12 protein-coding genes are annotated in these 14,387 nt (G+C 52.5%); 9 read left to right on the top strand and 3 right to left on the bottom strand.

Going from position 1 to position 14,387, the window contains the following annotated elements; translation table 11 throughout:
- Positions 1-24 precede the first annotated feature (24 nt).
- Together acnB and L2Y54_RS16975 are read left to right on the top strand one after the other, a co-directional pair.
- The gene (gene acnB, locus L2Y54_RS16980) at positions 25-2,628 is read left to right on the top strand and encodes a bifunctional aconitate hydratase 2/2-methylisocitrate dehydratase (protein WP_236497808.1); all 2,604 of its coding nucleotides are present in this window, start codon (positions 25-27) and stop codon (positions 2,626-2,628) included.
- A 171-nt stretch (positions 2,629-2,799) separates the two neighbouring features.
- Positions 2,800-3,687 carry a DUF3828 domain-containing protein gene (locus L2Y54_RS16975; RefSeq protein WP_236497807.1) on the top strand — a complete coding sequence of 296 codons (888 nt, stop codon included), beginning with the start codon at positions 2,800-2,802 and terminating at the stop codon, positions 3,685-3,687.
- Positions 3,688-3,738: 51 nt separating this feature from the next.
- Here L2Y54_RS16975 and L2Y54_RS16970 read toward each other — a convergent pair whose 3' ends face one another.
- A complete protein-coding gene (locus L2Y54_RS16970; protein ID WP_236497806.1) occupies positions 3,739-4,782 on the bottom strand; it encodes an AAA family ATPase in 1,044 nt (347 codons plus the stop codon).
- Positions 4,783-4,860: 78 nt separating this feature from the next.
- Between L2Y54_RS16970 and smpB the strand changes: the two genes are divergently transcribed.
- The 7 genes from smpB to L2Y54_RS16935 are packed head-to-tail and all read left to right on the top strand — an operon-like array spanning position 4,861 to position 10,810.
- Positions 4,861-5,364 carry an SsrA-binding protein SmpB gene (gene smpB / locus L2Y54_RS16965; RefSeq protein WP_414718433.1) on the top strand — a complete coding sequence of 168 codons (504 nt, stop codon included), beginning with the start codon at positions 4,861-4,863 and terminating at the stop codon, positions 5,362-5,364.
- Between the two features lie 46 nt (positions 5,365-5,410).
- Positions 5,411-6,541, top strand: coding sequence for a branched-chain amino acid ABC transporter substrate-binding protein (locus tag L2Y54_RS16960; protein ID WP_236497805.1), 1,131 nt, complete (start codon positions 5,411-5,413; stop codon positions 6,539-6,541).
- A gap of 31 nt (positions 6,542-6,572) precedes the next feature.
- The gene (locus L2Y54_RS16955; RefSeq protein ID WP_236497804.1) at positions 6,573-7,505 is read left to right on the top strand and encodes a branched-chain amino acid ABC transporter permease; all 933 of its coding nucleotides are present in this window, start codon (positions 6,573-6,575) and stop codon (positions 7,503-7,505) included.
- On the top strand, positions 7,498-8,559 hold the full coding sequence (locus L2Y54_RS16950; RefSeq protein WP_236502056.1) for an ABC transporter permease subunit: 1,062 nt from the start codon (positions 7,498-7,500) through the stop codon (positions 8,557-8,559). The genes L2Y54_RS16955 and L2Y54_RS16950 overlap by 8 nt, the downstream gene beginning before the upstream one ends.
- Positions 8,556-9,326, top strand: a complete 771-nt coding sequence (locus L2Y54_RS16945; RefSeq protein ID WP_236497803.1) for an ABC transporter ATP-binding protein — start codon at positions 8,556-8,558, stop codon at positions 9,324-9,326. Before L2Y54_RS16950 ends, L2Y54_RS16945 begins: the two co-directional genes overlap by 4 nt.
- Entirely contained in the window at positions 9,323-10,036 is a 714-nt protein-coding gene (locus tag L2Y54_RS16940) for an ABC transporter ATP-binding protein (protein WP_236497802.1), read from the top strand. Before L2Y54_RS16945 ends, L2Y54_RS16940 begins: the two co-directional genes overlap by 4 nt.
- A gap of 21 nt (positions 10,037-10,057) precedes the next feature.
- Positions 10,058-10,810: an RNA methyltransferase gene (locus tag L2Y54_RS16935; protein ID WP_236497801.1), complete on the top strand. Its 753-nt coding sequence runs from the start codon at positions 10,058-10,060 to the stop codon at positions 10,808-10,810.
- 20 nt (positions 10,811-10,830) lie between these two features.
- Here the strand turns inward: L2Y54_RS16935 and L2Y54_RS16930 are convergent, their stop codons facing one another.
- Complete coding sequence (locus L2Y54_RS16930) at positions 10,831-12,741, bottom strand: PHA/PHB synthase family protein (RefSeq protein ID WP_236497800.1); 1,911 nt, start codon at positions 12,739-12,741, stop codon at positions 10,831-10,833.
- Positions 12,742-12,783: 42 nt separating this feature from the next.
- On the bottom strand, positions 12,784-14,361 hold the full coding sequence (locus L2Y54_RS16925; protein ID WP_236497799.1) for a peptide ABC transporter substrate-binding protein: 1,578 nt from the start codon (positions 14,359-14,361) through the stop codon (positions 12,784-12,786).
- Positions 14,362-14,387 lie beyond the last annotated feature (26 nt).

Here is a 14,387-nt window from a genome sequence, read left to right as displayed (position 1 = left end):
GTTGTTTTGAGGAGTCTATAGAAAATGTTGCAAGAATATCGCCAACACGTTGCCGAACGCGCCGCTCAAGGCATCCCGCCCAAACCATTGGATGCGGCTCAAACCGCTGCACTGGTCGAGTTGCTGAAAAACCCTCCGGCAGGCGAAGAAGCATTTCTGGTTGATTTGCTGGAAAACCGCGTTCCGGCGGGTGTAGACGAAGCCGCCTATGTGAAAGCTGGTTTCCTTGCTGCGATTGTGACGGGTGAAACCACTTGTGCATTGATTAGCCCGGTACGTGCGGTCGAAGTTCTCGGCATGATGCTGGGTGGTTACAACGTACAACCGTTGATTGCCGCGCTGGATGTGCCTGCCACGGCGGCTGCTGCTGCTAGCGCTCTGTCACACACGCTGCTGATGTTTGATGCGTTCCACGATGTGGAAGCCAAAGCGAAAGCAGGTAATGCGGCTGCACAAAAGGTCATGGAATCATGGGCAGCGGGCGAATGGTTTACTTCTAAGCCGGAAGTGGCTGAGAAAATCACCGTCACTGTGTTCAAGGTTCCCGGTGAAACCAACACGGATGACCTTTCTCCTGCGCCAGATGCTTGGTCACGCCCTGACATCCCACTCCATGCCAACGCGATGCTGAAAATGGCGCGTGACGGTATTGAGCCAGAAGTTCAAGGTAGCGTCGGCCCATTGAAGCAAATCGAAGCCATGAAAGCCAAAGGTTTTCCGGTGGCTTACGTCGGTGACGTGGTAGGTACAGGTTCTTCGCGTAAGTCTGCCACCAACTCTGTGCTGTGGTTCTTCGGTGATGACATGCCGGGGATTCCTAACAAGCGTGCGGGTGGTTACTGCTTCGGTAGTAAGATTGCCCCGATCTTCTTCAACACGATGGAAGACGCTGGCGCACTGCCGATTGAGATGGATGTTGCTCAAATGAATATGGGTGACGTGGTTGATGTTTATCCGTATGCAGGCGTTGCCAAGCGTCACGGTACAGATGAAGTCATCTCTACTTTCGGTCTGAAGACCCAAGTGTTGTTGGACGAAGCCCGTGCGGGTGGTCGTATCAACCTGATCATCGGGCGTGGTTTGACTGCCAAAGCGCGTGAATCATTGGGTCTGCCGCCGGTTGATTTGTTCCGCACCCCAGAGCAGCCTGCTGATACTGGCAAAGGCTACACACTGGCACAGAAAATGGTCGGTAAGGCTTGCGGTCTGCCGGGTGTACGCCCTGGTATGTACTGCGAACCGAAAATGACCACGGTTGGTTCACAAGATACCACCGGTCCGATGACCCGTGACGAGCTGAAAGACTTGGCTTGCTTGGGCTTCTCTGCCGACTTGACCATGCAGTCTTTCTGCCATACGGCTGCTTATCCTAAGCCGGTTGACGTGGTGACTCACCACACGTTGCCTGATTTCATCATGACCCGTGGCGGTGTTTCTTTGCGCCCCGGCGACGGTGTAATCCACTCTTGGTTGAACCGCATGTTGTTGCCGGATACCGTGGGTACTGGTGGCGACTCACATACCCGTTTTCCGATTGGTATTTCCTTCCCGGCGGGTTCTGGTCTGGTGGCGTTTGCTGCTGCGACTGGCGTTATGCCGTTGGATATGCCGGAATCTGTGCTGGTACGTTTCACAGGCAAAATGCAACCGGGCATTACCTTGCGTGACCTCGTTCATGCCATTCCGCACAAAGCGATCCAAATGGGTCTGCTGACGGTGGAAAAGAAAGGCAAGAAGAACGTGTTCAACGGCACGGTGCTGGAAATCGAAGGTCTGGATCACCTGACTGTCGAACAAGCATTTGAACTGTCTGACGCTTCTGCGGAACGTTCTGCGGCGGGTTGTACTGTTGCGCTGTCTGAAGCTTCGGTTGCTGAATACCTGCGTTCCAACATTGTTATGTTGAAATGGATGCTCTCAGAAGGCTACGGCGATCCACGCACTATCGAACGCCGTATCGGCAAGATGGAAGAGTGGTTGGCGAACCCAAGTCTGATGCGTGCTGACGCCGATGCGGAATACTCAGCCGTGATCGAAATCAATATGGATGAGATCAAAGAGCCTATTCTGTGCGCACCAAATGACCCGGATGATGCACGTCTGTTGTCTGAAGTGGCGGGTCGTAAGATTGATGAAGTCTTCATCGGTTCGTGCATGACCAACATCGGTCACTTCCGTGCGGCGGGCAAACTGCTGGATGCTGCCAATACGCAAATCCCAACCCGTATGTGGATTGCACCACCGACCAAGATGGATGCAGCCCAGTTGAGTGACGAAGGTTACTACAACATCTACGGTCGTGCGGGTGCGCGGATGGAAATGCCGGGCTGTTCACTGTGCATGGGCAATCAAGCGCGGATTCAGGAAGGTTCTACTGCCGTGTCTACGTCCACTCGTAACTTCCCGAACCGTTTGGGGACTAACACGGATGTATTCTTGGCTTCGGCCGAGTTGGCATCTGTGGCAGCGGTTATGGGTAAATTGCCAACGGTTGCAGAGTACATGGAATATGCCAACAAGCTGGATAGCATGTCGGCTGACATTTACCGTTACCTGAACTTTGACAAGATGGAAAGCTACCAGAAGGCTGCGGCGAAAGTTGTGCCGATTCCGGTTGTGGCGGGTTAAAACCCTCCTCTTTAAAAAAAGCCCCGCTAGTCGGGGCTTTTTTGTGCTGGATATTTTTGGTTCAGAAAAAACTGCTTATTACATTGATAAGTATCAATATAAGTCCTATGTTAATGATGAATGTTTTTTATTGGTTGCAATAATCCCTGTGCGAGGGGTGGAGTGTTGTCTATGAAGAAGCGTATTTCTCTAGTGGTGACGGCGTTGTGTGTTTTATTGCCATTGGCTGGATGTGCGACCGGCACTGTCACTGAAAAACCACCAGGAAAAGCCATCGAAAAAGCGGCTACGGCTGTTGACACAGTGCGTGGGTTTTATGAGCGTTACCTTGCCACTTTCGTCAAAGATGCGGCAACGCCAGACATTGCCATGTCCAAAGCCTTCCAAGCGGACATCAAGAAAAGTGAGCAAGCCTGCAAGGGGCATAATGATGAGCCTTGTGGTTGGGGGGCGGATGCGGATCCTTATCTCAATTCCCAAGATTATGATGATGATTTTAGCTATGCAAGCTCCGGTATCCGTTTCAAGGAAACAGCACCCAATACCGTGCGTGTTGATCTCAATGTAACGCCTTCTGTGCCTAATGGCAGCAAAACCACGATTGTTTTCAAAATGGTGCAGGAAAACGGGCAGTGGGTAGCGGATGACATCCTGTATCCCGATGGCAAAAGCCTTTATTCCACCCGCAAGGCGCTGGCGGATGAACGTGCGAGCCTATCGAAAATCAGTAAAGCCGAGCGTATCCAGTTTGCCAAGGGTGCATCCAGTGCCACTGTCACGGGCAAGTTGGCGGATTTTGACAGCGAACAAAACTACGTCATCGGGGTGGGCAAAGGTCAGACCATGACCGTTGAACAGCTTGACAAGAAAAGTGATGGTTCCGTTTCCATCTACATCACTGATCCCAAAGGCGAGAATGCCAATGATATGGATCTTTCCTGTCACAGCAATGCGGCGGTCAAGCCCACAATTGCAGGCGATTACAACATTCAGGTGATCGAGTGTAAGAAGGCTGACCCTTGGAAAGGAAAATTCGCCTTTAAGGTGACGGTGAAGTAGCGGCAACAAAATATGGTAGGGCAGACTTGGGTGTCTGCCCTACGGGATCGTTTAATCGTACAACATAATATCGCCAATCGACTGCGCCCACTGCGCAAACGCGGGAATCCCAAAAATCTCATCCCCCACAGCGCGGAGCATATCCGACACCAACATCACGCCCATTTCCTTCAACGGAAACGCTTTGGCGTAATTGAGAATATGCCCATAAGTTTCCGCCGCTTCTGGCGTGCCTTTCGCCCGAATTGCTCGGCCTACCAGCGATGAAGCCACCGCGTATTGCAAATCCACTTCTTTGGGCGCTTTGACATCTTCACCGCGTAAAATTGCATCCAAATCCGGCATTTGATCGAGGCTATCCACAAACGCTTTCAGCTCAATACCCGCCGCTGGCCCGACACAGGCTTGCAAGGTTCCCAGCAATAAATTGGGGGAATTGCCAAATTTCTGCAAGGCGCGGTGTGCAAACTCCCACGAACGCGGGGTAGGGAAGGCGACCGGATTGTGTGCCGGGTCGAAGTTAAATAATTGTTCGGGGCGGAAGCGCAAAAAGCCGATAATGCGTTCGTCGATATGGTGCTTGTATGCCCACGCTACCCAGTCATCCAGATTTAAATCGACTTCAAAGTGTGAAAAGCGGTTGGCTAAGGGGGCAGGCATGGTGTAAGTCACGCCCCGATCGCCTTGACGATTGCCAGCGGCAAAGATTGCCCAGCCATCCGGTACGCGGTAATCGCCCAAGCGTCGATCCAGAATCAACTGATATGCGGCAGCGGATACGCTCGGCACGGCGGAGGTGATTTCATCCAGAAACAAAATGCCCATTGCCCCGTGGCGCTCTTCATCCGGCAACATGGACGGAATCGCCCATTCCACCAACTCTTTGTCACGAAAAGGAATGCCGCGTAAATCGCTGGGTTCCATTTGTGATAAACGCACATCAATCACGGGAACCGTGTGGCGAACCCCGACTTGTGCCACGATTTGCGATTTACCCACGCCCGGCGGCCCCCACAACATTACGGGTGTATGATGACCTTCTAACGTGCCGAGAAACTCTTTGTCGAGGATGGAACTGAGTGAAGCTGGGCGCATGGGGAATCCTGTAGTATTGTCACAAAGCGCTTGATGATACGGGAAACCCGCGTATCATTTCATGTTTCCTTAACTTGCATGGCGATTATTACCCTCATGGCAAAAGCGACGACCAAAAAGAAAAGTGCCCCCGGCAGCAAAAGCATCGCCGTGAACAGGCAGGCACGCCACGACTATTACATCGAGCAAACCTTCGAGGCGGGTTTGGTGCTGCAAGGCTGGGAAGTGAAAAGCCTCAGGGCAGGGCGTATCCAGCTTAAAGAAAGTTACGTGATTCTCGAAAAAGGCGAAGTATTTTTATTTGGTGCACACATTAGCGCCTTATTATCCGCCTCCACTCACATCATTCCCGATTCATTGCGCACCCGCAAACTGTTATTGCACGATACCGAAATCGTCAAGCTCAATAATGCGGTCGACCGCAAAGGTTACACCGTTGTACCCTTGGCAATGTATTGGAAAAATAACCGCGTCAAAGTCGAAATCGGCTTGGCAAAAGGTAAACAACAACACGACAAGCGCGATTCTGAAAAAGAACGTGACTGGAGCCGTGAAAAAGAGCGATTGATGAAGCGTCATTAATTGGCTAATCTCAGTGCAGTCCATCCCACCTAAAGGAATAACACAGATGAAAACATCATTATTGACCCTTAGTATTGCCTTAGCACTTGGCTTGGGCATGACTACCGCCCAAGCTGCCGATGCCGTCACGGTCAAGATTGGCCAGTCATCCCCGCTGACCGGGCCACAAGCCCATATCGGCAAAGACAATGACAATGGTGTGCGCCTAGCGATTGATGAAATCAACGCCACCAAACCCACCATTGGCGGTAAAGTTGTAACGTTTGAAGTGATGAGCGAAGACGACCAAGCTGACCCAAAAACCGCCACTATTGTGGCACAACGCATGGTGGACGAGGAAATCGCCGGTGTGATCGGTCACTTGAATTCCGGCGCAACCATCCCCGCTTCCAAGGTCTATTCCGACAATAACGTCCCGCAAATATCCCCTTCTGCCACCGCCATCAAATACACCGCGCAAGGTTTCAAGACTGCCTACCGCGTCATGACCAATGACGAACAGCAAGGCAAGGTGCTGGGAGCGTATGCTGCCAAGTTGGGCAAGAAAGTTGCTATCATTGATGACCAAACCGCTTACGGGCAAGGTCTGGCGGCTGAGGTAGAAAAAGCAGCGAAAGCTGCCGGTGCAGAAGTGGTGGCAGTTGAACACACCAATGACAAGGCAACCGATTTCACCGCGATTCTGACTTCCATCAAGGGTAAAGCGCCGGATGTGATTTTCTTCGGCGGGATGGATCCACAAGGCGCACCAATGGCAAAACAAATGCGCCAGTTGGGTATCAAAGCGCAATTCCTCGGCGGTGACGGGATGCAAACCCCGAAATTCATCGAATTGGCGGGTGCAGATGCGGAAGGCGCGATTGCCTCCATCCCCGGTCTGCCGCTCGACAAAATGCCGAAAGGTACTGACTTCAAGCAAAAGTTTGAAGCCAAATACGGGCAAATCCAGTTGTACGCACCGTATGCCTATGACGCTGCCCACGTGATGGTTGATGCGATGAAACGTGCCGATTCCACTGACCCTGAGAAATACCTGCCCGAATTGGCGAAAACCAGCTACGAAGGTGTGACCGGCAAAATCAGTTTCGATGCCAAGGGCGACCTGACTTCCGGTCCAATCACGTTGTACACCGTGAAGGGCGGCAAGTGGGAAACGCTTGAAACCATTCAGCCGTAATTTTTTCAGCTAAACAGGTACGACGGTTCGCATGGATATTTTTGCACAGCAGCTTGTGAATGGGTTGGTGCTGGGCAGTGTGTACGCACTGGTGGCACTGGGTTACACACTGGTTTACGGCATTCTGGAACTGATCAACTTTGCCCACGGCGAAACCACCATGATGGGGGCGATGATTTCCATCACGGTGATCGGGGCAATGGTCGGGGTCGCGCCGGATTTGCCCGGTGTCATCATTGTGTTGACAGGTCTGCTGGTGGCGATACCGTCGTGCATGTTGCTGGGGTATAGCATTGAGCGGGTGGCTTACCGCCCGCTGCGCCATGCCCCGCGTCTTGCGCCACTGATTACTGCAATTGGTCTGTCTATCGTGTTGCAAAATGTGGCAATGCTGATCTGGGGGAAGCAGTACATTGCGTTCCCCACCACGTTGCTGCCACAGGGGCGGCATGAAATTTTCGGCGCAACCATTACGGATGTGCAGATCATGATTCTGGTATTGACCGTCACGCTCATGCTGGGCTTGGTGACGATGGTTAACCGTACCCGGCTGGGGCGGGCGATGCGGGCAACTGCCCAAGCGCCTGCGGTGGCACAATTGATGGGTGTAAATATCAATGCGGTCATTTCCGCTACCTTTGTGATCGGCGCGGGTCTGGCGGCAATTGCCGGGGTCATGGTTAGTGCCAACTACGGACAAGCCCATTATCACATGGGCTTTTTATTGGGCTTGAAAGCCTTTTCTGCTGCCGTTCTGGGTGGTATCGGCAACCTGACCGGGGCAATGCTCGGCGGGATGTTGCTGGGGATTATCGAAGCGTTGGGTGCGGGTTATATCGGTGCCCTGACCGGCGGTTTCCTCGGTAGCCATTATCAGGATATTTTTGCGTTCATGGTGTTAATCCTCGTATTGACGCTGAAACCATCGGGTCTACTGGGGAGCAAAAGCGTTGAACGTGCTTGAGGCATTAAGAGGCAAAGTGTGGCTGTCTGCCGGTTTGTTGCTGATCGGCTTGCTGCTGTTACCGTTTCTGGTGGAAGCCGGTCTGGGTAAATCGTGGGTGCGGATTCTGGATTTCGCCCTGTTATACATTATGTTGGCGTTAGGGCTGAACATTGTGGTCGGTTACGCCGGGCTGCTGGATTTGGGCTATGTGGCGTTTTATGCGGTGGGCGCGTATTGCTGGGCATTACTGGCTTCGCCGCATTTCGGGCTGGACTTGCCGTTTTGGATGATTTTGCCGATTGGCGCGGCTATGGCTGCCTTGTTTGGGGTGTTGCTGGGAGCGCCGACCTTGCGATTGCGTGGTGATTACCTTGCCATTGTGACGCTGGGTTTCGGGGAAATTATCCGTATTTTCCTGAATAATTTGAATTCACCGGTGAATATCACCAATGGCCCGCAAGGGATTACCCAGATTGAACCCGTGAACCTGTTTGGTTTTTCGCTAGGCAAAACCCAGGAAGTGTTTGGTTTAACCCTGTCATCCCCGCACATGTATTACTACCTGTTTTTGGCCTGTGTGGCACTGGTGGTGTTTGTGTCGATGCGCCTAGAAAATTCGCGTATTGGGCGGGCATGGGTGGCGATTCGCGAGGATGAAATGGCAGCGGCAGCATCCGGTATCAATACCCGTAATATCAAACTGTTGGCATTTGCGATGGGCGCGACGTTCGGGGGTTTGAGTGGCGGTCTGTTTGCCAGTTTTCAGGGCTTTGTTAGCCCGGAAAGTTTCAATCTGATGGAATCCATCATGATCCTTGCCATGATTGTGTTGGGAGGCATGGGCAATATTTGGGGCGTTATTTTGGGCGCATTGCTGGTGACGATGATTCCCGAAGCCTTGCGTTATACCGGCGATTTACAGCGTGTCTTATTTGGTCAGGTGTTTATTGATCCGGCTGACTTGCGCATGTTGTTGTTCGGGATTGCCTTGGTGTTGATGATGATTTTCCGCCCGGCAGGTTTGCTGCCTTCCAAACAGCGCAAACGCGAGTTGGCGGAGGAAGCCCCATGAGTGATTTATTGCGGGTGGAAGCCGTTTCCAAGCATTTTGGCGGCATCAAGGCGCTCACCGATGTCAGTTTCACGGTGCGCAAGGGTGAAATTTTCGGGGTTATTGGTCCAAATGGTGCCGGTAAAACCACGCTGTTCAATGCCCTGACGGGGTTGTATCAACCCGATACCGGCGCGATTGAGCTGGATGGCGTATCGCTGTACCGCCGCAAACCGCACCAAATCCTCAAGACTGGGTTTGCGCGGACTTTCCAGAATATCCGCCTGTTCCACAATATGACCGCGCTGGAAAATGTGATGGTCGGGCGGCATACCCGTACCACTTCCGGCGTGTTGGCGGCGTTGCTGCACACGGCGCACAACCGCAAGGAAGAGCGTGATTGTGCCGCTTACGCTATGCAATTGCTCAACCGCGTTGGTATCGGCAAACACGCGCATTCGCTGGCGAAAAACCTTTCCTATGGCGACCAACGCCGTTTGGAAATTGCTCGTGCGTTAGCCAGCGAACCTAAACTACTGGCGCTGGATGAACCTGCTGCCGGGATGAATCCGAATGAGAAAAATGCCCTGCGTGAACTAATGGTCAGTTTACGTAGCGAAGGCTTGACCCTGATGCTGATCGAACACGATGTCAAACTGGTGATGGGAATTTGTGACCGGCTGGTGGTGCTGGATTACGGCGAAAAGATTGCCGAAGGCGCACCCGATACCGTGCGTCACGACCCCAAAGTGATTGCCGCCTATTTGGGCGCGGAGGTGGTGGTATGAGCCTGCTTTCCGTGCAAAACCTGAGTGTGCATTACGACAGTATCCAAGCGGTGAAAGGCATCAGCTTTGAGGTGCAACAAGGCGAAACGGTCTGTCTGATCGGTGCAAATGGTGCTGGAAAAACAACCACCCTCAAAACCCTGAGCGGCTTATTGCCCGCTTCTGCTGGCGAGATTAGCTTCGATGGCAAGCGCCTCAATGGAATGCCTGCCTTCCAGATTGCTGCGTTAAACCTTGCGTTAGTCCCCGAAGGGCGCGGTATTTTCACCCGCATGACTGTGCTGGAAAACCTGCTGATGGGCGCGTACAACCGCACTGATCGCGACAATGTGCAACGCGAAATCGACGAAATTTACACCTTGCTGCCACGTTTGCAGGAACGGCATCAGCAACAGGCGGGGCTGCTTTCCGGTGGCGAACAACAAATGCTGGCATTGGCACGCGCCATGCTGTCCAAACCGAAACTGTTGATGCTCGACGAACCCAGCATGGGGCTTGCGCCGATTATGGTGCAAACCATTTACCGCATTATTCAAACCATTGCGCAACAAGGCATCACCATTTTGCTGATCGAACAAAACGTGCGCCTTGCTTTAGGCATCAGCCAGCGCGGTTACGTGATGGAACACGGCGAAATTACCCTGAGTGGTGCGGCGCAAGCCTTGGCAAATGATCCTGCCGTACAAGCCGCTTATCTGGGCGAATTCTAAGCATTGAGCGGAGCAATTCCTATGTATACACCTGCGCTAGAAAATTTGTGCATCGTCATGGTGGAAACCTCGCACCCCGGCAATATCGGCTCAGCAGCCCGTGCCATGAAAGTCATGGGGATTAAAGATTTACGCCTAGTTGCCCCGCGCAAACCGTATTCCCAAGACACGTGGGCATTAGCATCCGGCGCGAATGACATTGTGGAACAGGCAAGAATTGTGCCGACCTTGCAAGAAGCGGTGGCAGATTGCCACATCGTGATCGGCACCAGTGCGCGTTCCGAACGCACCCTGCAATGGCCGCAGATGGATTCGCGGGAATGTGGCGTATTCGTTGCCGAACATTTGCCACAGCAGAAAATCGCGTTGGTCTTCGGGCGCGAACGCACCGGCTTGACCAATGAAGAACTCGATCACTGCAATACCTTGGTGCATATTCCGATGGCATTCGACTTTTTGTCGCTGAATATTGCAATGGCGGTTCAGGTGATGGCTTACGAATGTGCAACGGCAGTGCGTTTGGCAACGCCCAGTGAATTGACGCCATCTGACCCAGATGATGCCTTAGCCAGTGCAGAGTCTATGGAAAGCTTTTACACGCATTTGGAACAGTCGATGATTGCTACTCGCTTTCTTGACCCTGAAAACCCGCGCTTGCTGATGCGGCGGATGCGGCGGCTGTTCGGGCGGGCAGGGGTGACGGTGAGTGAGATGAATATTTTGCGTGGCATGTTGGCAGCGTTCGCGGGTCGGAAGTTCCAAACCCGCGAGTAAGCTAGAGAGGGGCTAAGAAGTTATTTTTTCTTGCTACCCTTCGCCTTTTTGGGGAGAGGTGGCTGGGGGGCGACGGGTGACGGCGAAACTGAATCCGGCAGCACTGTCGGTTCAAGTACCGGTGTTGGTTCACCCAAACGGCATTTGACGTAAGTACCCGGCGCATTTTCAATCGCTGCAAGTTTGCCAGCACCCGGTTGACGCGCATCAACCTGTTCGTTATTTGCCAGCGCACGTACCCAGCTATCCCATTCCGGCCACCAAGAACCTGCATTCACTTGTGTGTTGGCTAACCATGTATCAGCACTTTCCGGCAGTTCGTTACTGACGCGGTAGTTGTACTTATTGGCAGCAGGTGGGTTCACGATACCGGCAATATGCCCGGAACCGCCCAAAATAAAGCGCACATCGCCGCCAAACAACCGCGCACCGGAATAGGTGGATTTCCAAGGTGCAATGTGGTCTTCGATGGTGGAAATAAAGCATGCAGGTACGTCAATCGTACCTAAATCCAATTCCACGCCGTCCACACTCAGGGCTTTGGGTTGGCACAGTTTGTTGTCTTTGTAGAGGTTACGCAGATACCAAGAGTGCATTTTCACCGGCATCCGCGTTGAATCCGAGTTCCAGTACAGCAAGTCGAACGGGCGTGGATCATTGCCCAGCAAGTAGTTATTGACGTAGAACGACCAAATCAAATCATTCGCCCGCAACAGGTTGAATGCGCCGGACATGGTGCTGCCATCCATGTAACCCTGTTCCTGCATTTGCGTCTCAAGCGTGCTGATCTGAGCTTCGTCGATAAACACGCCGAGTTCACCCGGTTCCGAGAAATCCAGCATGGTGGTGAAGAAAGTGGCGCTCTTAACGCGGGTATCGCCTTTGCTTTTCAAGTAAGCCAAAGTAGACGATAGCAAGGTGCCGCCGATGCAGTAGCCAATCATGTTCAGTTCGGATTCGCCGCTATCGTATTCCACCGCATCCAGCGCGTTGATAACGGCGTGAATGTAGTCTTCAAAGCCGGTATCCACATAGGTTTCATCGGGGTTGACCCACGACATCACGTAGACGGTATGCCCTTGATCCACCAGCCATTTGAGCATGGAGTTTTTCGGTTGCAAATCCAGAATGTAAAACTTGTTAATCCACGGCGGTACGATCAACAGCGGGCGTTTCAGGACTTTTTCCGTGCTGGGCGTGTATTGGATCAACTGGAACATCTTGTTCTGGAACACGACTTTGCCGGGGGTGACGGCGACGTTTTCACCTAGCTTGAAGGCTTTGGTATCGGTCATGCGAATTCGTAATTGCCCGTTGCCTGCTTCCAAATCTTCCAGCATGTTTTTCAAGCCGTGTACCAGATTCGCGCCTTTGGTATTGCGGATTTTTTCCAACACTGCCGGATTGGTCAGGGCAAAATTGGTTGGTGACATCGCATCGAGGCTGCGTTCGGTGAAAAACTTGACGCGCTCGGCAGTACGCTCATCCAAGCCTTCGGCGGAGGCGACGACTTGGCGCGTCCAGTCAGACACCAGCAGGTACGTCTGTTTGATCACATCAAACGCGGGCTTGTTTTCCCAGTCTTCGTGGCTGAAACGGCGGTCGGATTTGGGGGTTTCAAAGACCTTGGCAGCCGGTTGCCCACTCATGAAGCTTTGCATGGCTTGCTGGGTCAGTTCCATCGACTTTTGCCAGAAAGCCATATTGGTTTCAATGAGCTTTTCGGGGTTTTTGAGAGCGGCTTCCATCCAGTCGCTGTAAGCCTGTTTCAGATTATAGGGGTCAAGTTTCATCCCTTCATGCGCTTTGCTGAAACCTGCCATGATTTCTTCAACTTGCTTGAAGTTTTCCTGCATTTCCTTGGCTGCGGAGGCAAATCCTAGGGTATTGATTCCGGCTTGTGGGTCGGGCGTTTGGGCGTTATCCGGCATAATGATCTCCTTTGGTGATAAGTGGTTTTGGTCCTTAAGTCTTTATGGCACCAAGCCCAGATACTGAGTTGGATGCACATCCATCACATTATTTTCCCACCCGGTGATTTTCGGGCTGACCAAGTGTTGCGTGGTGTTGTAGTAAATCGGGATGATTGGCATATCTGCCAGCAGAATACGTTCGGCTTGTTCCATGGCTTCTTGGCGCTTTTTGGCGTCGGTTTGGGTTTCGGCTTCTGCCATTAAACGGTCGAATTCGGGGTTCTTGTAGCCGGAGGTGTTCATTTCACCGACATCGGACTTGAACAGGCTGAGGAAGGTGTGTGCGTCGTTGTAATCGCCAATCCAACTGGAACGCACCACTTGAAATTGCTTTTGCTTGCGTGAACTGAGGTAGACTTTCCACTCTTCATTGCGCAGGTTGGTTTTCACGCCTAACACTTGTTTCCACATCGCAGCTACCGCAATCGCGAGTTTTTTATTGTTGTCGCTGGTGTTGTAGAGAATTTCGAGCTCCAGCGGTTTGTCAGTGCCATAGCCGCTTTCGGCATACAGATCTTGGGCAAGTTTGGTACGGGCGGCTTTATCCAGCGATTTTTCTTCCATGTTTTGTTGGGTGTAATGATCAACGGGCGGAACCCAACCCCACGCGGGTATTTCACCGGCTTGGGTGATTTTTTCGGTGAGGATGTCACGATCCAGTGCCAGCGACAGGGCGCGGCGCAGCTTAGGATTTTCCTTGAATGCGGGATTTTCCAGATTGAGCGCGTAATAGTATGTGCCGATGTAGGATGTATTGCGGAACTCTGTGGGGAAATCCTTTTCGACGGTTTTAATCTGATCAGAAGGCACGTCGTAAGTAATGTCGATTTCCCCAGCGCGGTAGCGTTTGAGTTCGCTGTTCTGGTCTTCGGTGGGAATGTAGTACACGCTGTCAATTTTCACTTCAGCAGCGCGGCGGTAATGCGGGTTTTTCACCAGCTTGACGTGGGCTTGTGGGGTCCACTCGCTCAGGCAGTATGCGCCGTTGCAGCGGATATTTTCGGGTTTAATCCAATCCTTGCCCGCTTTTTCCAGCGCTTGCTTGGGAACAGGGAATGCCATTGGATGCATTAACATGCCGAGGAAATAGGAGGTGGGTGCTTTGAGCGTGATTTCCAGCGTTTGCGGGTTAAGGGCTTTCACGCCAATGCTGGCAGGGTCTTTTTGTTCGCCTTTGTTGAAGGCTTCAGCGCCCGCAATCGGCCACAGAATAAAAGCGTAGTCGGATGCGGTTTCCGGTGCCAGCGCCCGCTGGTAGGCGTACACGAAATCGTCAGCGGTTACGGCGCTGCCATCTGACCATTGGCTGTCTTTGCGTAAGTGGAAGGTGTAGCGCTTACCGTCGGCGCTGATTTCCCACTTTTCTGCCACGCCGGGTTGCAGCTTGCCAAGCGCATCTTCTGTGACCAGCCCTTCAAACATATCGCGCTGAATATTCGCTTCAGAAACGCCGGAGGATTGGTGAATATCCAGCGTTTCCGGTTCAGTGCCATTGCCGCGTTTCAGCACAGTTTCGGCGAAGGCGAACGGGGCGTAGGTTAAACAGAGAGCGAGTAACAAGCGTGGCAGTTTGCGCATGGTTTTTTCCGATTAAGTGGGTGGGG

This window comes from Thiothrix winogradskyi (assembly GCF_021650935.1).
GTDB lineage: Bacteria > Pseudomonadota > Gammaproteobacteria > Thiotrichales > Thiotrichaceae > Thiothrix > Thiothrix winogradskyi.
The sequence above is the reverse complement of the archived record's forward strand: the minus strand, read 5'-3'. Positions and strand labels throughout refer to the sequence as shown.